The 16467-nt window shown below is 71.0% G+C and carries 19 protein-coding genes and 1 pseudogene; 14 read left to right on the top strand and 6 right to left on the bottom strand.

The features are described from left to right. Positions 1–389: 389 nt before the first annotated feature. From ACIA5G_RS33435 to amaP, 7 genes are all read left to right on the top strand, one after another. Positions 390–1049: a hypothetical protein gene (locus tag ACIA5G_RS33435; protein ID WP_395930497.1), complete on the top strand. Its 660-nt coding sequence runs from the start codon at positions 390–392 to the stop codon at positions 1047–1049. A 1543-nt stretch (positions 1050–2592) separates the two neighbouring features. Then, the gene (locus ACIA5G_RS33430; RefSeq protein ID WP_395930495.1) at positions 2593–3066 is read left to right on the top strand and encodes an Asp23/Gls24 family envelope stress response protein; all 474 of its coding nucleotides are present in this window, start codon (positions 2593–2595) and stop codon (positions 3064–3066) included. Beyond that, entirely contained in the window at positions 3063–3383 is a 321-nt protein-coding gene (locus ACIA5G_RS33425) for a hypothetical protein (protein WP_395930493.1), read from the top strand. The genes ACIA5G_RS33430 and ACIA5G_RS33425 overlap by 4 nt, the downstream gene beginning before the upstream one ends. Beyond that, the gene (locus ACIA5G_RS33420) at positions 3380–3556 is read left to right on the top strand and encodes a hypothetical protein (RefSeq protein ID WP_247051229.1); all 177 of its coding nucleotides are present in this window, start codon (positions 3380–3382) and stop codon (positions 3554–3556) included. Before ACIA5G_RS33425 ends, ACIA5G_RS33420 begins: the two co-directional genes overlap by 4 nt. 2 nt (positions 3557–3558) lie before the next feature. Continuing rightward, entirely contained in the window at positions 3559–3939 is a 381-nt protein-coding gene (locus tag ACIA5G_RS33415; protein ID WP_395930491.1) for an Asp23/Gls24 family envelope stress response protein, read from the top strand. Beyond that, the gene (locus tag ACIA5G_RS33410; RefSeq protein WP_395930489.1) at positions 3936–4466 is read left to right on the top strand and encodes a DUF6286 domain-containing protein; all 531 of its coding nucleotides are present in this window, start codon (positions 3936–3938) and stop codon (positions 4464–4466) included. Before ACIA5G_RS33415 ends, ACIA5G_RS33410 begins: the two co-directional genes overlap by 4 nt. Further along, positions 4463–5035: an alkaline shock response membrane anchor protein AmaP gene (gene amaP / locus ACIA5G_RS33405; protein WP_395930487.1), complete on the top strand. Its 573-nt coding sequence runs from the start codon at positions 4463–4465 to the stop codon at positions 5033–5035. The genes ACIA5G_RS33410 and amaP overlap by 4 nt, the downstream gene beginning before the upstream one ends. A 208-nt stretch (positions 5036–5243) precedes the next feature. Here the strand turns inward: amaP and ACIA5G_RS33400 are convergent, their stop codons facing one another. From ACIA5G_RS33400 to ACIA5G_RS33380, 5 genes and pseudogenes are all read right to left on the bottom strand, one after another. Continuing rightward, positions 5244–5435 carry a hypothetical protein gene (locus ACIA5G_RS33400; RefSeq protein WP_395930485.1) on the bottom strand — a complete coding sequence of 64 codons (192 nt, stop codon included), beginning with the start codon at positions 5433–5435 and terminating at the stop codon, positions 5244–5246. A 355-nt stretch (positions 5436–5790) separates the two neighbouring features. Then, on the bottom strand, positions 5791–6807 hold the full coding sequence (locus ACIA5G_RS33395) for an alcohol dehydrogenase catalytic domain-containing protein (protein WP_395931336.1): 1017 nt from the start codon (positions 6805–6807) through the stop codon (positions 5791–5793). Further along, positions 6807–7799 (bottom strand): FAD-dependent oxidoreductase, encoded by a 993-nt coding sequence (locus ACIA5G_RS33390; RefSeq protein WP_395930483.1) that lies wholly within the window; start codon positions 7797–7799, stop codon positions 6807–6809. Before ACIA5G_RS33390 ends, ACIA5G_RS33395 begins: the two co-directional genes overlap by 1 nt. After that, positions 7774–8175 (bottom strand): annotated as a pseudogene (locus ACIA5G_RS33385) (FAD-dependent oxidoreductase); the annotation flags it as partial. The pseudogene ACIA5G_RS33385 and the gene ACIA5G_RS33390, both read right to left, overlap by 26 nt. A 71-nt stretch (positions 8176–8246) precedes the next feature. Next, complete coding sequence (locus ACIA5G_RS33380) at positions 8247–8813, bottom strand: VOC family protein (protein WP_395930481.1); 567 nt, start codon at positions 8811–8813, stop codon at positions 8247–8249. Positions 8814–8951: 138 nt separating this feature from the next. On the opposite strand from ACIA5G_RS33380, the gene ACIA5G_RS33375 reads away from it, so the two are divergent. The 6 genes from ACIA5G_RS33375 (at position 8952) to ACIA5G_RS33350 (ending at position 14218) form a co-directional block, all read left to right on the top strand. Continuing rightward, complete coding sequence (locus ACIA5G_RS33375; protein ID WP_395930479.1) at positions 8952–11693, top strand: AAA family ATPase; 2742 nt, start codon at positions 8952–8954, stop codon at positions 11691–11693. Positions 11694–11930: 237 nt separating this feature from the next. Next, complete coding sequence (locus ACIA5G_RS33370; protein ID WP_395930477.1) at positions 11931–12389, top strand: hypothetical protein; 459 nt, start codon at positions 11931–11933, stop codon at positions 12387–12389. A gap of 19 nt (positions 12390–12408) precedes the next feature. Further along, the gene (locus tag ACIA5G_RS33365) at positions 12409–12966 is read left to right on the top strand and encodes an SDR family oxidoreductase (RefSeq protein ID WP_395930475.1); all 558 of its coding nucleotides are present in this window, start codon (positions 12409–12411) and stop codon (positions 12964–12966) included. Further along, positions 12966–13397, top strand: a complete 432-nt coding sequence (locus tag ACIA5G_RS33360; protein WP_395930473.1) for a hypothetical protein — start codon at positions 12966–12968, stop codon at positions 13395–13397. Before ACIA5G_RS33365 ends, ACIA5G_RS33360 begins: the two co-directional genes overlap by 1 nt. 15 nt (positions 13398–13412) lie before the next feature. Then, positions 13413–13904, top strand: coding sequence for a hypothetical protein (locus tag ACIA5G_RS33355; protein ID WP_395930471.1), 492 nt, complete (start codon positions 13413–13415; stop codon positions 13902–13904). Beyond that, positions 13901–14218: a transcriptional regulator gene (locus ACIA5G_RS33350; RefSeq protein WP_328617018.1), complete on the top strand. Its 318-nt coding sequence runs from the start codon at positions 13901–13903 to the stop codon at positions 14216–14218. The genes ACIA5G_RS33355 and ACIA5G_RS33350 overlap by 4 nt, the downstream gene beginning before the upstream one ends. Positions 14219–14635: 417 nt before the next feature. Here the strand turns inward: ACIA5G_RS33350 and ACIA5G_RS33345 are convergent, their stop codons facing one another. Continuing rightward, complete coding sequence (locus ACIA5G_RS33345) at positions 14636–14911, bottom strand: hypothetical protein (protein WP_395931366.1); 276 nt, start codon at positions 14909–14911, stop codon at positions 14636–14638. Positions 14912–15986: 1075 nt separating this feature from the next. Here ACIA5G_RS33345 and ACIA5G_RS33340 point away from each other — a divergent pair. Then, positions 15987–16319 (top strand): MerR family transcriptional regulator, encoded by a 333-nt coding sequence (locus ACIA5G_RS33340; RefSeq protein WP_395930469.1) that lies wholly within the window; start codon positions 15987–15989, stop codon positions 16317–16319. Positions 16320–16467 lie beyond the last annotated feature (148 nt).

Raw genomic sequence — 16467 nt, 5'->3', positions numbered from 1 at the left:
CTCGCCGCACTCCGACGATTGAGCTCATGGCGCGCTCGCGACGGGTGCCGTTACGAGAGTTGGAGGTCAGTGGCGAACCTGAGCGTGGGGTTACGGGGCAGCTCAGTCCTCGGACACCAAAAGTGGTGAACTTTCACCGATCCTCTCACGGCACGCCGATCGCCGGTTTTGGTGGTCGGCATCTTGCGTTCCAGCCTCGTGTCACCCGTCCGGGTAGTCAGCGTGAGCGCTGCCGTAGCTCCGGCAATCCCTCGAGCGAGCGTGGACGGCCTGCTCGCACCGCTGGCTCCGATCGCGGTTCTCTCCCGCTGCCGACACCGCCGCCTGATCGATCCCGGTGCGGTCTGGAATACGCGATCGCTCGTATCGACGCCTCCGGCAGGGTCTGTGTGCAGCCTCTGCTGAGGTTGTTGGGCTGGCCGGCGTCGGTGCGGCTGGCGGCGACGGGTGTGTCGACGTCGGTGGTGATGAAGCCCGATCCCGGTGGAGTGTTCCGGTTGGGCACGCGCCGGACGGTGGTGCTGTCTATCGCGCTGCGCCGCCTGTGTGGTGTCTCCACTGGCGACGACGTCCTGCTAGTTGCCGACCCGGAGCACGGTGTCCTCGTCGTGCACCCGCTTACCGCGCTGGATCAAATGATTTCGGCTATCACGCCTCCCTGTCCGGAGGTTCCGATGACCAGAAGCCAGATGGAACTGGACGCGGCGCGGCTGCTGTTGTCGAAGATGGGCATCGCTCCCGCCGACTTGCTCACCGAACCGGTGGAGCGACCCCAGGTACCAACCTTCGCCGACTATATCCCGGTGGTTGCCCGGGCCGTGTCGGCGGCGAAGGCACGCTCGTATTCGTCGTACTGGCGTCGTCTGGAGGCGGCGTGGGGGAGTAGGCGGCTGGATGAGCCGTCGCCGTCGGAGATCAAGCAACTGGCCGAGGAGTCCCGGGCGCAGGAGGTGGTGCGGCGAAACTCACGCGGGGGCGAAACGCCGCGGAGAACTTCATCGTCGCGGTCCGCTGCCTCTACCGGCACGCGGTCGCCGATCGGATCCTGACCGAGGCGGAGAACCCGGCACTGAAGGTGGAGAAGCCTCGCCGTCTTCCCTCACCGCGGCGGGCGCTCGCTGACCACGAGCTGGTCGAGGTCAACGCCGCGGCGGCCGAGACGGGAGACGACCCGTATCTCGACACGCCCCTGTTGAGACTGCATACCGAGACTGCGTGTCGGCGTGGGGGGCGTTGGGGTTGCGGCGGCGAGACTTGGAGGAGACCCAGTGTCTCGTCTACCTGCGGGAGAAGGACGGCACGAGCCGGTTCCAGCCGGTGTCACCGACGTTGATGAGACTGCTGGTCTCGCACGCCGACGAGCGCGGAGCGACCCACCCCGGACGGGCCGTTGTTGCGGTATCGCACGGGCGATCCGATAACCAAGCGTCGCTACGACTACCTGTGGGAACGGGGCGGCCAGCACGTCCCGTCGGTGCACACGCAGAACATTTCCACCCACTGGCTCCGCCACACCACCTTGTGGACGGCCGGGCGAGACTCGGGCCGCCGTATCGCGTGGACGGTGTTCGGGTTCGGGATCTCGCTCTCGCTGTGCGCGAACATCGGCTCGACCGACAACCAGACCATTCTCGGCGTCATCGTCGCCGCCAGCCCACCCCTGGCGCTGCTCCTCGCGGTAGAACTTCTTAACCTAGCGCTCCGCCATCGCCGGGACGCCTGCAGCGAGACCGAGCAGCCGACGGCCGAGAGTTCGCCGCGACTGCGACTCGCAAACGTACCTGAGGGAACGAGCACACGGCCGAACCCCGACCGGTGCCGAACTCGACCGAGTGGCCAATACCCACAACTACGGCCGCAGAGTTCTCCGCCACTGGAAAGCGGCCGGCCGCCTGGACGAAAATCACGTGGCGGGAACGCAGCAACCGCACAACCTGCAATTCGCTGCATCAGGCCGAACGGGTGGCAACAGAAGCCAGGCGGGAAGGGGCGGGCGGCTGATCTGCGTAGCGGCACTGTCCGCGCAACCCGCTGGTTAAGAGTCCCGACCTGCCCATGCCGGATGGTGTCGAGTGATGGCGGACAAGGCTGTCTTCCTCGGTCGCCGGGTGGCGGTGGTGTCGGCGGGTGTCGTTGTCTGTCGTCGCGGCCCCTCGGGCTTGCAAATGCCGGGCCGTGTCGCCTGGTCCAGGCCGCCGACCGCGACCGGCTCGCCGACGAGGCGACTACCTCGAACAGGTCGACGTGGCGGTGCGGGCGTGAGGCGGCTCAGGGAGTGGCTTGCTCAAGACCTTGCCCTGTCCATCCAGTGCATCTGCACCGGTTTGGACGCACTTGGCGCGGCGTGTGCGCGGACGGCATGACCGCCTCGATCTGGCCGCTGTCGGTCGACGGCTTGCTGACGACGTCGCATTCACGTGAGTCTGCCTTCTCGCAGCGCTCCCAGATTCCGGCCGTCACTCGTACACGGGAGATGGGGGTCACACGATCGGGTCGTGACGATCTTCCCACCGCGTTGTCTGTCCTGTGTGGAAGAACAATCAAGGGGCTTCCACCGACAAACAACGCATTCCGATGTGCGAAGGAGACGTCATGACGAACGCCACCGCCACCAAGGTGCCGGCCCAGCAGGCGCCGGCCGACTCCGCCAAGAAGGGCGGCGACGGCGCGCTGGTGACGACCGAGGGTGCCACGTCGATCGCCGACGTCGTCGTCCAGAAGATCGCCGGCCTGGCCACGCGGGAGATTCCCGGCGTGCACGCCCTCGGCGGCGGCGCCGCGCGGGCGTTCTCCGCGATCCGCGAACGCATCCCGGGCGCGACCGCTTCGGCCGGGCAGGGCGTGTCGGTCGAGGTCGGCGAGAAGCAGGCGGCCGTCGACCTGCAGATCGTCGTCGAGTACGGCGTGTCCATCGCGGACCTGTCGCGCTCGGTGCGCCGCAACGTGATCACCGCCGTCGAGCAGATGACCGGGCTCGAGGTGGTCGAGGTCAACATCAACGTCGGCGACCTGCACCTGCCGTCCGAGGACGAGGGCGAGACCACCGAAACCGGCCGGGTGCAGTGAACCCCGAACCCGACGCCGCCCGGATCGCGGCCGCGGTGCGGATCGCGCCCGGCGTGACCGGGCTGCACGGCGGGCGGTTCGGCGAGATCGCCACGCTCGACCCGCCGCGGCGGATCGCGGGCGTGCGCGTCCGCGACGAAGACGTCACGATCGCGGTCACCACGGGCTACCCGCTGGTGGCCGCGGACGTCGCCGCGGCCGTGCGCGCCGCCGCCGCGGTCGCCGGGCGGCCGGTGCATGTCGTGATCGCGGACCTGGCCGAACCGGCTACCGCCGGCCAAGAGGTTGCCGAACAACAGAAGGAGAGGGTGTCGTGAAGTCCACACAGCTGGGCCTGCTCACCGGCCTCGTCCTGGGGCTGGCCGTCGCGTTCGGCGGCTTCGGGGCGTTCGCCGCGGTCGCCGTGCTGGGGGCGATCGGCTTCCTGGTCGGTCGTTACCTCGACGGCAAGCTCGACCTGTCGCAGCTCTCCGGCCGCGATCGGGGCTGAGCATGACCACCACCCTGACCGCGCCGGTCGCCGAGCGCGGCGTGCTGACCATCTCGGCGCAGGCGGTCGAACGGCTGGCCGCCTGCGCCGTGCTCGAGGTCGACGACGTCGGCGGCGCGGCCGGCCGGGTCCTCGGCGTCAGCCTGAGCGGCGAGGACCTCGACCATTCCGCGAAGGTGAGCGCCCAGGTCGGCGCCGAGACCGTGACGCTCGACGTGCGGATCTCGATCGTGTACCCCGCCTCGGTTGCGCGCACCACCGAGCGAGCGCGCGAGCACCTGGTGGCGCGCGTAGAGGCGCTGACCGGGCTCACGGTGACGCGGGTCGACCTCACGGTCACCGCCCTGCACACCACCGCGGGCCACGAACGGAGGGTCGAATGAAACGCCGTTCCCGCCGGAGCGTCCCGGCTGTCCTGACCGCGGTGGTGGTGTTGGCCGCGTGCGTGCTCGTCGCCGTCGTGGCGGTCCAGCTGATCCTCGGCGAGCGTCCGTGGGTGAGCCCCGGCTCGGTCGCGGCCCGGCTGCACGACCTGCGGTGGACGGACGTGCTGCCGGCCGTGGCCGGAGGCGTCGTCGCGCTGCTCGGCCTGGTCCTGGTGCTCGGCGCGATCCTGCCGGGGGCCCTGACCGTGCTGCCGCTGAGCGGGTCCTTCGACGCGGGTGCCGCCCGCGGCGGTTACCGCTCGACGCTGCGTGCCGCCGCGGCGGGCGTCGACGGCGTGTCCGGCGCCGCGGTCAAGGTCGGCACCCGGCGGGTGAAGGTCCGGGTCGAGACCGCCCGGACCCGGCCTGACGGCCTCGCCGACGCCGTCCGCGAGGCGGTCGGCCACCGGCTCGACCAGGTCGGCCCGGCCACCCGGCCGGCCGTGTCGGTGCGGGTCCGCGCATCCCGGAAGAAGGCGTCATGACGAACCTGAACCGTCCCGCCCGGCTCAACCGCGTCCTGGTGGGCCTGGTCGGGCTGGTGCTGCTGGCCGCGGGCGGGTTCGCGGTCGCTACCCACTTCCGCCGGCTGACCGTCGTCGATCCGGGGTCGCCGCTGGTCCCGGGCACGGCGACGCCGCCTACGTGGGTGCTCTACGTCGCCGCCGCGGTGGCCGTGGTGCTCGGGCTGCTGGTGCTGCGCTGGCTGCTCGCCCAGCTGGCGCGTCGCCCACGGACCCAGACGTGGCGCTTCGAGACCGACCCGGACCACGGCCGGACCGAACTGGCCGCCGACGCCGCGGTGGCGCCGTTCACCGAGGAGCTCCGGACCTACCCGGGCGTGCACCAGGCCCGCGCCACGCTGGCCGGGACCCGCGAGGACCCGACGCTGGCGCTGGTCGTCTCGGTGGAGCAGGACGGCGACCCCACGGAAATCCGCGAACGCCTGGAGACCGAGGGCCTGCCCCGGCTCCGCCAGGCGCTGGACCTTGATGAGGTGCCGGTCGCCATCGAGTTCCGCTTCACCACGTCCGCCGGCCCGCGCATCCGCTGACGCTGTTTCCCACGACGGACAGCGCCGTATCAGCTCGAGCACCTGGTGCACGGTTTGCCCGGCTCCGTCGAGCAGACCTGCCCGATCGGGCGGCGCACCTTCGGAAGCGTCCGCGGACCCCGGCACGGCCAAGGCCGGCAGGGTGAACCCGAACAACGCGCCGGCGACAACCGGCACCCGATGCACCAGAGGGTGCGACACCCACGCGTCATCCGTGGGAAGTATCCATCCATCTCACCCCCTTCGGGTCTGAGATCCAGTCGCTGTGCTGCTGGCGGATGCCGTCGGGCCGAGTGGCCCGTGGCGTGGAGTCGTCGGTGAGCACGACGTGCGGGCTGATGAGCACGCCGTCTTCGACGACGACCGCGCCGAACAGACAGGCGTAGTTGCCGATCTTCACGTTCGCTCCGATCTGGGCACCTGGGCCGACGTAGGCGCCTTTGCCGAGTACGCGGCCGGGACCCGATGGTGGCGTTCGCGGCGACGTGAGCTTCGTGCCAGATGCGGGTGCCGGCGCCGATGAGGGCGGTGCGGTCGATTGTTGCGCTCGGTTCGATGTGCAGGGAGAGGTTGCCGCGGCGGTGAGCCGGTGGTCGAGCCCGCGGACGCTGTCGGCGATGAGCACGCCGATTTCGTCCAGCGTCGCGGCCGCGATGGGTCGGGGGAGCGGGTGAGGCGGTTGGTGGCGCCGAGGTAGAGGTTTCCGTCGCCGCGCGGCACGAGGTGGGTGCCCGGATCGCGGACATCGAATGGAGTCATTCGCGGGTGTCGAGGACGACGCGGAAACGTGCGTCGCCGGACATCATCCGTTCGTATGCCTTGGGTGCTTCCCGCAGCGGCATGATTTCGTTGTGGCTGCGGATTCCGCGGTCGTGGGCCAGCCGGAGGCTGTCCTCGTTCTCGATGGCACTGCCGGTGAGGGCGCCGACGACCGAGCGTGTGCCGAAGATCAGCTCCGGTGTCCGGACCTCGATCGGGTCGGGTGCGGCCCCGACGACGAAGAGCTGTCCGCGGGTGCCGAGCCCGGCCACCAGCGGGGACATCGACGTGCCGCTCGACGCGGTTGCGAGGATCGCCGCTGCCCCGCCGAGCCGCGCGAGCGCCTGGCCGGGGTCGGCCGCTGTGCTGTCGATGTATTCGTCGGCGCCGAGCTCGGCGGCCAGTTCGGCTTTGCCGGTGCCGCGGGCGATGGCCGCGACGCGGTAGCCGAGCGTTTTGGCGTACTGGATGCCGAGGTGGCCGAGGCCGCCGATGCCTTGGACGGCGACGAGCGAACCGGGCCGGGCGTCGGCGGTGAGCAGGGCGCGGTAGACGGTGAGCCCGGCGCACAGCAGCGGTGCGACCTCGAGAGGCTGCGCGCCGTCGGGGATGCGGACCAGCCCGGTGGCGCGGGCGTAGGCGACTTCGGCGTAACCGCCATCGGTCGTGGTGCCGGTCCAGGGCTGGTCGGTGCAGTTGACGAAGTCGCCGCGGCGGCAGTTCTCGCACTGGCCGCAGTGGCCGTTGAGGTAGCCGACGCCGACGTGGTCACCGGCCGCCCAGGCGGTCACACCGGGGCCGACGGCGTCGATCACGCCGACGATCTCGTGGCCGGGCACAACGGGCACCGACGGGCCGGCGCGCAGGCCTTCGACCGCGAGGGTGTCGCTGTGGCAGACGCCGCAGGCCTCGACGCGCAGGCGCACTTCGCCGGGCAGCGGGTCGCGGATTTCGCGTTCGACCAGGGCGAACTGGCGGGTGCCGGTCACTTCGAACGCACGGTAGGCGGACATCATCGATCCCCTGACGGGTGGTGGACCTGGCGATCGAGTTCGCGCAGGACATGGAGGAAGGCTTCGGAAAAGGTCGGGAACGGCTGGACGACGTCGAGCAGCACGGCCAGCGGAACGCGGGCGCGGATGGCGAGAGTGGCCTGCTGGAGCCATTCGCCGGCTTCGGGGCCGACGGCGTAGGCGCCGGTTAGCCGTTCGCCGTCGGAGACGACGGTGAGGAAGCCGGGCCGGGTGGCGTAGGCGCGGGTGTAGGTCGCCGTGCGGGCCACTCCGGAGAGCTGGACGGTTGCGGTGAAGGTGTCTTCGGCGGCGCCGACGGCCGCGGCCTGCGGGTCGGTGAAGATTACCCGGGGGATGGCGTCGTAGTTGACGGTCGTGGGCCGGCCGAGGATGTTGGCGGCCACCACGCGGCCCTGGTACTCGCCGACGTGCGTCAGGTTCCACTGCCCGGTGACGTCGCCGACGGCCCATAGCCCGTCGCCCGCGGCCATGCGTTCGTCGGTCGGGATCCCGTGCGGGCTCGCTTCGACGCCGACGGTCTCCAGGCCGATGCCGTCGACCCGCGGTCGCCGTCCGGTGGCGACGAGGAGCCGGTCGGCGCGCAGCTGGGTGCCGTCGGGGAGGTCGAGGACGTACTCGTCGTTGTCCAGGCGCGCGGCGTTCGCGTGCTGCCCGAGGTGCAGTGTGATGCCGTCGGCGCGGAGGGCTTCTCCGACGGCATCGCCGAGTGCGCGGGGTTCGCGGGGGAGCACGTGGTCGGCGCCGTCGACGAGCGCGACGTCGGCGCCGAGCCGGGTGAACGCCTGGGACAGCTCGACGCCGGTGGGTCCGGCGCCGAGGACGAGAAGCCGGCGCGGGATTTCGTTGGCGCCGGTGGCTTCGCGGTTGGTTGGTCCACAGCCCGGGCAGCTCGCGCAGGCCGGGCACGGGCGGGATGACGGGGTCGGAGCCGGTGGCGACGACGACGTGGTCGGCGGTGTACTCCTTCCCACCGACGGCGACGGTGTGCGGCCCGGCGAGCCGGCCTTCGCCACGCAGGACCGTGATGCCCGCGCCGTCGGCCCACGCCTGCTGGCCCTTGTCGTCGTAGGACGAGACCATGAAGTCGCGGTACGCGAGGGCCGCAGCGGCGTCGGTCCGGCCGGTGACCGCCTCGCGGGCGCCGGGGACGTCGCGGGCGGCGGCGACCGCTTCGCCGGGCCGCAGCAGGGTTTTGGACGGGATGCACGCCCAGTAGGAGCATTCGCCGCCGAGCAATTCCCGCTCGACAACGGCGACGCGGAGCCCGCCGGCGGCGACCGCGGCCGCGGTGTGTTCGCCGGGCGCGCCACCGCCGAGGACGATGGCGTCGAAATCGCGTTCGGTCATCATTTCCTCCAGGGAAGACGCCGGGGGAGCGCGGGCTGTGTCCGGCCCGCGCGCGCTCCGTCGGGGGTCGGTCAGGCGTGGTCGGCCATGTACCGGGCATACCAGACCGGCCATTCTTCGTCGTATTTTCCGGTTTCCTTCTCGTGCTCGCCGTGCGCGGCCGCGGCCTCGCGCAGCGCCGTTTCGAGCTGCTGCGTCGAGTCGTACGCCACGCCGGTCACGCGTCCGGGGAAGCGGGTGGTGATCTCCTGCAGCAGCCAGGTGTTGCCGTCCGGGTCGCTGAACGACGCGAACGAGGAGTACGTGCCGCGGTCGGGGTGCGCGCCCGGGGCGAACGCGCCGGTGTCGTCGCGGTGGAAGACTTCGCTGACGTCGACGCCGAGCCCGGCGAGTTCCGCGCGGGCCGCCTCGATGTCGTCGACGACGAGGTAGGTGCCGCGGACCGAGCCGGGGGTGGCGTCGGTGATGCCGGTGCCGAAGTGGACCGATGTGGGTGACCCCGGCGGGGTCAGCTGCACGACGCGCGAGGCGCCGAAGGCGATGTCGGCGTCTTCGCGCCAGCCGAGGGTCTTGTAGAAGTGCTTGGTCCGGTCGACGTCGGTGACGGGCAGGACCACGACCTCGAGCTTCATGTCCATGATCGGAATTCCTCTCCTGCGTGGCGGCGGGTTCGCCGCTCGTCACCACAGTCGTCTTCCGACGGCCCGTTCGCCCCCGTCGGACACCCTGGTCCGTCGCGGGCCCGGGACTCCGGGGAGCGCGCTAGGGTCCGGGTCATGTCGCGTCGGGATCCGGAGCTGGTGGGCCGCGGCGACGAGCTCGCCGCGCTCGACGGCGCGCTCGCCGGGGCGCGGGCGGGGCACAGCCGGGTACTGGTGCTGCGGGGCGAGGCAGGAATCGGCAAGTCCGTGCTCCTGGAGCACGTCGCGGCGCGGGCGGCCGGTTGCAGGGTCGCGCGGACGGCGGGCGTCGAGGCCGAGCGTGAACTGCCTTACGCCGGTCTGCACCAGCTTTGCGCGCCCTTCCTCGGCCGGCTCGAGCACCTGCCGGCCCCTCAGCGGACCGCGCTCGGCACGGCGTTCGGCGTGACCGCGGGGGAGCCGCCGGACCGGTTCCTGGTCGGGCTGGCGGTACTGACCCTGCTCGCCGAAGTCGCCGAGGACCGGCCCCTGGTGTGCCTGGTCGACGACGCGCAGTGGCTCGACCGGGTGTCCGCGCAGACCCTCGCGTTCGTCGCCCGGCGGTTGCTGGCCGAGCCGATCGCCCTGGTCGTCGCGGTGCGGGAACCCGCGGAACAGCTCGACCTGGCCGGGCTGCCGGAGCTGACCGTCCGCGGCCTCGGCGAAGCGGCCGCCGGCGCTTTGCTGGACTCGGTGCTCAAGGGTCCGCTGGACGTCCGGGTCCGCGACCGGATCATCGCCGAAACCCATGGCAACCCGCTCGCGCTGGTCGAGCTGCCCCGGTTGTGGACCGCCGCCGAGCAGGCCGACGGACTCCTCCGGCCGGACGGTGACGCGCTGGCCGGCCGCCTCGAGCGGTGCTTCCTGCAGCAGCTGGCCCCGCTGCCGGCAGACACCCGGCAGTTGCTGCTGATCGTGGCCGCGGAGCCGCTGGGTGACGCGACGCTGCTCTGGCGTGCGGCCGGTGAGCTCGGCCTGGGCGCCGACCCGGCCGCCGCCGCCGAGGCGACCGGGCTGATCGAGTTCGGGCCCCGGATCCGCTTCCGGCACCCGCTGGTGCGGTCGGCGGTCTATCGGTCGGCGTCCGCCCGGGAGCGGCAGGAGGTGCACCGGGTGCTGGCGGAGGTGACCGACGCCGGCGTCGACCCGGATCGGCGGGCCTGGCACCGCGCGCAGGCGACGATCGCCCCGGATGAGGACGTCGCGGCCGAGCTGGAGCGCTCGGCGGGCCGGGCCCAGGCGCGTGGGGGTCTCGTCGCCGCCGCGGCATTGCTCGAACAGGCGGCCACGCTCACCCCCGATCCGGTGTTGCGCGCCCGGCGCGAGCTCGCGGCGGCCCGGGCGAAACGTGGCGCGGGCGCGCTCGAGGCGGCGCTGGGCCTGCTGGGCGCGGCCGAGGCCGGGCCACCGGATTCCGCGCGGGACGCCGAGGTCGGACGGCTGCGCGGGCAGATCGCGTTCGACCAGCGGCGGGGCGGCGAGGCGGCGGAACTGCTCTTGCGCGCGGCCGGGCGCCTCGACGGTGACCAGGCCCGCGAGACGTACCTAGAGGCGCTCGGCGCCGCCGTGTGGGCGGAATCCGGTGTCGTCGAAGCCGCGAAGCGCGCGCGTGCCGCGCCCGCGGCCCAGGTGCCACCGACCGCCGTCGACCTCGTCCTCGACGCGCTCGCCACCCGGCTCGCCGACGGTTACGCAGCCGCGGCCCCGCTGATGACCGAGGCGATCGACGCCGTCCGAACGCTGGACACCGCAGGTGAGCACACCGGGCGCGTGCTGTGGCTACTGGGCAACCGGGCCGGCGGAACCCTGGCGACCGAGGTGCTGGACTACGCCGCCGGCCGCGCGTTCGCCGAGCGTCAGGTCCGGCTGGCCCGCGACACCGGCGCGCTCGTCCAGCTGCAGTTCGCCCTCAATTTCCTCGCCAACCACGAGCTGCTGGCCGGCGACCTGACCGCGGGCCGGGCGCTCGTCGAAGAAGACCGCCTGCTCGCCGACGTCACCAGCGGCCGGCCGGTCGGCTACAGCGCGATCCTCCTCGCCGCCCTGCGCGGCCGGGAAGCCGACGCCACCGCGGTCATCGCGGCCGCGGCGGCGGAGGCGGCCGAGCGGGGGCAGGGCCGGGTCGCGCGATTCGCCGACTACGCGAACGCCGTGCTCGGCAACGGCCTCGGCCGTCACGACGTCGCCCGTGACGCGGCTTACCGGGTGTTCGAGCACGACACCGTCGGCCACCAGGCCCTGGCGACCGCCGAACTGGCGGAAGCGGCGTCGCGAACGGGGGACGGCGACCTCGTCGCCGCCGCGCGGGACCGGATGTCCGAACGCGCCCGGGCGACCCCGACGGCGTGGACACGGGCGCTCGAAGCCCGCATCCGTGCGTTGGCCGGCGATACTCCCGACGAGTGCTACGCCGAGTCGATCGCGCTGCTCACCGGGACGCCGTTGCGGGTGGAGCTGGCCCGCGGTCACCTGCTGTTCGGCGAATGGCTCCGGCGCGAGGGACGTCGTGTCGACGCCCGTGAGCACCTGCGCACCGCTCACGCCATGACGTCCGCGATGGGCCTCGAGGCCTTCGCGGATCGGGCGCGCCGCGAGCTGCTGGCCACCGGGGAGACGGCTCGCAAACGCACCGCCGGGACCACCGAGCAGCTGACGGCCCAGGAGTTCCAGATCGCGCGCCTGGCCCGCGAAGGCCTGTCCAACCCCGAAATCAGCACGAGGCTCTTCCTCAGCCCGCGCACCGTCGAATGGCACCTGCGCAAGGTCTTCGGCAAGCTCGGGATCAGCTCGCGGCGTCAGCTGCGCGACACTGCTTTCGACACGGTGGAAGCGCACTGACTGCTCACGGTTCGCAGCGCGGCAACCGTCGGTTCGGCACCGGCGGCCAGTTGACGAAGTCGCCGCGACGGCAGGACTCGCACTCGCCGCAATGGCCGTCGAGGTAGCCGACACGGCGCTCAAGGGCAGGCCCGGGCCCACGCCAGGGGAGTCACCAGGGACTTCCCCGGGGGCGAACAGGTGCCCTGCGGAGCGACGGTGAAGCGGCCACTACAGAACCCCTCAACGGAGGACACCATGTCCACCATCCACTTCACCGTCACCACCACCGCGACTCCCGAGCAGTTCCTCGCCGCGCTGACCGACTTCGGCCCGGGCCGCGCGGAGCTCTTCGGCAACAGCGCCGACGAGTACCTGCAGGTCCACGACCGCGGCGACACCTACGCCGACGTCACCGAAGGCTCGGGCGGGGTCTGGGAACGCCTCCACTACGACTGGTCCGATCCCCGCCGCGTCGAGATGAAGACCACCGACTCGAACCTCTGGGGTGGCGCCTCCGGCCACACCTACACCTTCACGCTGCGCCCCGACGGCACCACCGAGATCGACGCCGTCATCGTCCGCGACGGCAAGAACTTCAAGGGGCACGTGCTCGGCGCGCTGCTCTCGGTCGCCGGCAAGCGCGTCCTGGGTGGTGCGCTGAGCAAGACCGTGAAGGCCGTCGAAGCCCGCAGCTACCCGAAGCACGTGCACTGACTCATCCGGGAGACGTCCGATGCGCACTCACGACCTCGCCGCCCGGCTCGCCACCGTGCCGGGCCTGGTCCGCCCCGGGATCTCGTCCTGGGACATGACCACGCGGCTGCCCCTGCACCCGCTGTCGGTGGAGAACGCCTACGCAGATCCCCGGCTGCTGCACTCCCTCGCGAAACCGGGCGCGAGGTTCGCCCACCGGCTGGGAGCGGACGTCGTCGTCGGCGCCGAGACTGGTGGCATTCCGCTGGCCGGCGCGGTTTCGCTGGCCGGCGGACTGCCGTTCGCGTTCGTGCGCAAGCCCGGTTACGTGGGGCACGAAGCTCACGAACCACGCGTCCGCGGCGCGGCGGTGAAAGGCCGGCGGGTGCTGCTCGTCGACGACGTCATCGACGGCGCCCAGGTGCGGGCGCTGGTGGACGCCACCGTGGCGCGGCACGGCCGCGTGGACGGCTTGGTCAACAACGCGGGCGCGAGCCTCAGCGGCCCACTCGAAGACGTCGACCTCGTCGAGACGGTCGGCTGCTGCAGCTCAACGTTGTCAGCGTCCTCGCGGCGACGCAGGCCGTGCTACCGGTGATGCGCCGTCAGCACGCCGGGCGGATCGTCAACGTCGTCACCGTCTCGCTGGTCCTGCCCTCCATCACCGCGACCGAGTTCGGCGAGCGCATGTTCCGCGACAGGGCCGATGTCCGGTCGGCCCACGATCCCGGCTACGTCGCCCGCGTGATCTTGTGCGCGCTGCGAACCGGTGAGGAACACATCAACATCCCGCAAGGCCCGGAGCAACCGATGCCGGCGGTCCCGCGGCGCTGGCCGCCGTCGCCGCAACGTATCCACTCGCTGCCGTGCGCGACGCCTACCAGGCCTTGGCCGACCGCAAGGTCCACGGGCGCCTTGTGCTGGCGGCCCAACGAACCGCGCCGTCTAGCGCGGCTGGGTGCTGAGCTGATCTCCGTCGACTACTTGCCTATCCGGAAAGAAGTGAGTACTTTCCAAGTAGGCAAGTAGTCGACGGAGGTAGTCATGGACGAGCAGCAAGCAGCGGAGGCCCTGGCCGCGGTTCGGGTGCACCAGGACCGGACCCGACGGGCGGCACGCCTGCCGTGGTGGGTCTACGCCGCGGTCTTCGTGCTGGCCGCCGGAGGTATGGCACTCAACGACGTCATCAGTCTCAGCGGCGCGAAACTCGTCGCCGTTCTGGTTCTGGTGGTGCTGGCCGTGGTGTTCGTGACCAGTCGCGTGAACGGTCCGGCGCCGCTGGGTAGGGTGCGCGGGGTGCAGCGCCGTCAGTCGTTCGTCCCGTGGGTCTTCGGCGTCGTGGCGTTCCTCGCGGGTATCGGCGCGTGGCTGATCTCCCGCTACGGCAGCGATGTCACCCACGACCTCGCCAACGCCGTCGGCCTGCCCGGGTATCCCAACACTGTCGGCGGGGTGCTCTACGGCGCCGCGTTCACCGGGCTGTTCGCGCTGTCACAGCTGCTGCTCGCGGTGGCCCAGCGGCGGCAGAACCCATGACAGCTCCACCACCGTCCGGGCTGGACCGCCTGCTGTCGGATCCGACGCGGCTGGCGATCATGTCGGTGCTGTGTGCGGCACAGTGGTGCGATTTCGCTTTTCTGCGAGACGCGGTGTCCCTGTCGGACTCCGCGCTGTCCAAACAGCTGGCCACGCTGAAGAAGGACGGATACGTCGAGCAGCAGCGGACGTACGCCGGACGGGTGCCGAAGACTTCGGTGCAGGCTACGGGCGAGGGCCGGCAGCGGTTTCTCGGGCACGTCGAAGCACTGCGGATGATCGTGGAGCGGACCCGCAGTCCGCAGTCCGGATAGTGGTTGCCGGCGCCGCTGACCGCGTATGTCCGATTTTGTCAGCCTTCAGGAAAATGTGCATGTTTTGTGCTCGAAGCTCGCCGGCCTGCGCTGGGTGGCCGACAACGTCGGAACCTTCGGCGGTGATCCGCCCCGGGTGACCGTCGCGGGCAGACCGCCGGCGCGCGATGGATCGTCACTGCACTCGTGGCTTGCCCCGCGGCCGTGGGGCCGTTCCAGCGGGCGATCGGCCCAAAGCGGCACCGGGGGACTGCGTTCGAGCCCGCCAAGCATCCTTGGCCACGCGTGGATTCCCGTTGCTGCTTGGCCGGGATGTCACTGCGGGGTCGTTGAGCGCCCCGGCCGAGGACCAGCTTGTTCCACCGATGCGATCGTGCCACCTCGGCCGTGACGGTCAGTGCGCCCACCGTCGATGGTTCAGCTGTCCGGATCTGGCTGGCCGGTGCGATTGAGGAGGCCGGTGAGGTAGATGTCGGCGTGGCGGCGAGCGGTGGACTTCCAGTCCGGGACGTGGGGGAGGCCTTGTGCCAGCAGCGCGCCGAACGTGACGATGTCGGCTCTGGTCACGTCGGCCCGGATCGTGCCGTCGTCTCGTCCTTGTTCGAGGATCGAGGCCAGGGTCCGGTGGGCTTCGTCCCGGAGGGCGACGGTGGCCTGGTCGCCGGGTGCCGGGCCACCGTGCATCGGGAGCACGAGGTCCGGTCCGTGCTCGATGGTTCGTTCGAGGAAGAAGCGGATCCTCTCGATCGGTGGTTCGTCGAGGGCCGCGGCCGGCGGGCGGTCTCGAGCACCAGCTGGAAGGACCGGTGCGTCAACGCGCCGAGCAGCGCGTCCCGCGAGGGGTAGTGGCGGTACACGGTTCCGACGCCGACCCCGGCGTCCGCCGCGATGGTGGCCATCGGGACCGCGGTTCCTTCCCGGCGGACCGCGACGGCGGCGGCCGCCAGGACCTGATGTCGTCACTCATGGCCGTGCGCCCTCCTCGTCACCCGATCGACTGCCGTCAGAAAATCTATGCCGACTGGAGTAGACATTCAACGGCGGGCGTGTGTAGTGTTCTCTTCGTACCGAGAGAGACAACGTCAAGCAGGCGCGGGAGATGACGTAACTACCCGCGAGGTGAGACAAGCCGGTCAGGCAGCACGGAGCCGATCACGGAACAAGGTTTCGGCTGGTGACCGGGAGCAGTACTCCAGGGCCGGGTCGTGAAGAAGGTTCGACCGAGCAGTACCGGTCTCGGAGTGGAAGTGCAGGACGCGGGCAGAGGATGTGTGCCCGTGATGATCGGCAGTATCCACAGCAGTTGCAGTATCGCTAGGTGAAGATCAGCACTATCAGTAGTTGTTTGTGCAAGTGCAGTGCAGGACATGTCAGGTGGCCGGGGCCGATCAGTGAACGGGGCTCCGGGCAGTGACCAGCGGCGTCAGCATGCTGGGACCGATCAGTGGAAGGGTTCCGGCAGTGACGTGCGCAGCAAGTGAAGTAGCAGGTGCAGTAACCGGTAAGTGGAAAACACAGGAAAGAAGGGAACGGGAACATCATTGGATCGCCCGCAGCGGCCAGGTAGCGCCGCGCGGGTGCCGCAGTCCCATCGAGTTCGGAGGTGGTGCTCGGTCACGAGTAAGCGATCCCCGCGGAATCCGGCTTTCGGCTGGACGCGGGTGCAGGACGCCGGCGGTCGCGCCGGTTGACAATGGTGAAAATCCCTACCCTTGAGGACCCCGGGTGCCGCAGTGGCACCCGGGGTCCTCTGTGACGTGGAGGTGGAATGATCCCTGACCAACAAGGCCCGGCCACGCCCAGCGCGGCCGACAAGTTCGACGATGAGCAGTACCCCGCCTACACGATGGGCCGGGCCGCCGACATGCTCGGCACCACGCAAGGTTTCCTGCGCAGCCTCGACGAGGCCGGCCTGATCACCCCGCAACGGTCCGCCGGTGGGCATCGCCGGTACTCGCGGCACCAGCTGCGCCTGGCCGCCCGGGTGCGGGAACTGGTCGATCAGGGTACTGCCATCGACGCCGCCTGCCGCATCATCTCTCTCGAAGACCAGCTGCACGAAGCACAGCGCCGCAACACCGTGCTCCCCGCCGGCGACTGAACCTGACTCGGCACGCGGCCCCGGCGCCGCGTGCCGATTTGCAGCCAACGCCACGCCCCTTCGCGGCCATGATGCTGATGCCCGACGACGGGCGCCCTGCTGGTTGCCATCACACCTGATGACTCCGCACTTCACCGTTCCTGCCGAC

The sequence above is a fragment of the Amycolatopsis sp. NPDC051758 genome, from assembly GCF_044453095.1.
Taxonomy (GTDB): domain Bacteria; phylum Actinomycetota; class Actinomycetes; order Mycobacteriales; family Pseudonocardiaceae; genus Amycolatopsis.
This window is presented reverse-complemented; position numbering and strand designations above follow the sequence as displayed.

Excerpts from the sequence above, each read along its gene's own strand:
- ACIA5G_RS33430 (WP_395930495.1), top strand. The coding sequence starts at position 2,593 with ATGACGAACGCCACCGCCACCAAGGTGCCGGCCCAGCAGGCGCCGGCC.
- ACIA5G_RS33415 (WP_395930491.1), top strand. The coding sequence starts at position 3,559 with ATGACCACCACCCTGACCGCGCCGGTCGCCGAGCGCGGCGTGCTGACC.
- ACIA5G_RS33410 (WP_395930489.1), top strand. The coding sequence starts at position 3,936 with ATGAAACGCCGTTCCCGCCGGAGCGTCCCGGCTGTCCTGACCGCGGTG.
- amaP (WP_395930487.1), top strand. The coding sequence starts at position 4,463 with ATGACGAACCTGAACCGTCCCGCCCGGCTCAACCGCGTCCTGGTGGGC.
- ACIA5G_RS33395 (WP_395931336.1), bottom strand. The coding sequence starts at position 6,807 with ATGTCCGCCTACCGTGCGTTCGAAGTGACCGGCACCCGCCAGTTCGCC.
- ACIA5G_RS33380 (WP_395930481.1), bottom strand. The coding sequence starts at position 8,813 with ATGGACATGAAGCTCGAGGTCGTGGTCCTGCCCGTCACCGACGTCGAC.
- ACIA5G_RS33375 (WP_395930479.1), top strand. The coding sequence starts at position 8,952 with ATGTCGCGTCGGGATCCGGAGCTGGTGGGCCGCGGCGACGAGCTCGCC.
- ACIA5G_RS33370 (WP_395930477.1), top strand. The coding sequence starts at position 11,931 with ATGTCCACCATCCACTTCACCGTCACCACCACCGCGACTCCCGAGCAG.
- ACIA5G_RS33365 (WP_395930475.1), top strand. The coding sequence starts at position 12,409 with ATGCGCACTCACGACCTCGCCGCCCGGCTCGCCACCGTGCCGGGCCTG.
- ACIA5G_RS33360 (WP_395930473.1), top strand. The coding sequence starts at position 12,966 with ATGCGCCGTCAGCACGCCGGGCGGATCGTCAACGTCGTCACCGTCTCG.
- ACIA5G_RS33355 (WP_395930471.1), top strand. The coding sequence starts at position 13,413 with ATGGACGAGCAGCAAGCAGCGGAGGCCCTGGCCGCGGTTCGGGTGCAC.
- ACIA5G_RS33350 (WP_328617018.1), top strand. The coding sequence starts at position 13,901 with ATGACAGCTCCACCACCGTCCGGGCTGGACCGCCTGCTGTCGGATCCG.
- ACIA5G_RS33340 (WP_395930469.1), top strand. The coding sequence starts at position 15,987 with ATGATCCCTGACCAACAAGGCCCGGCCACGCCCAGCGCGGCCGACAAG.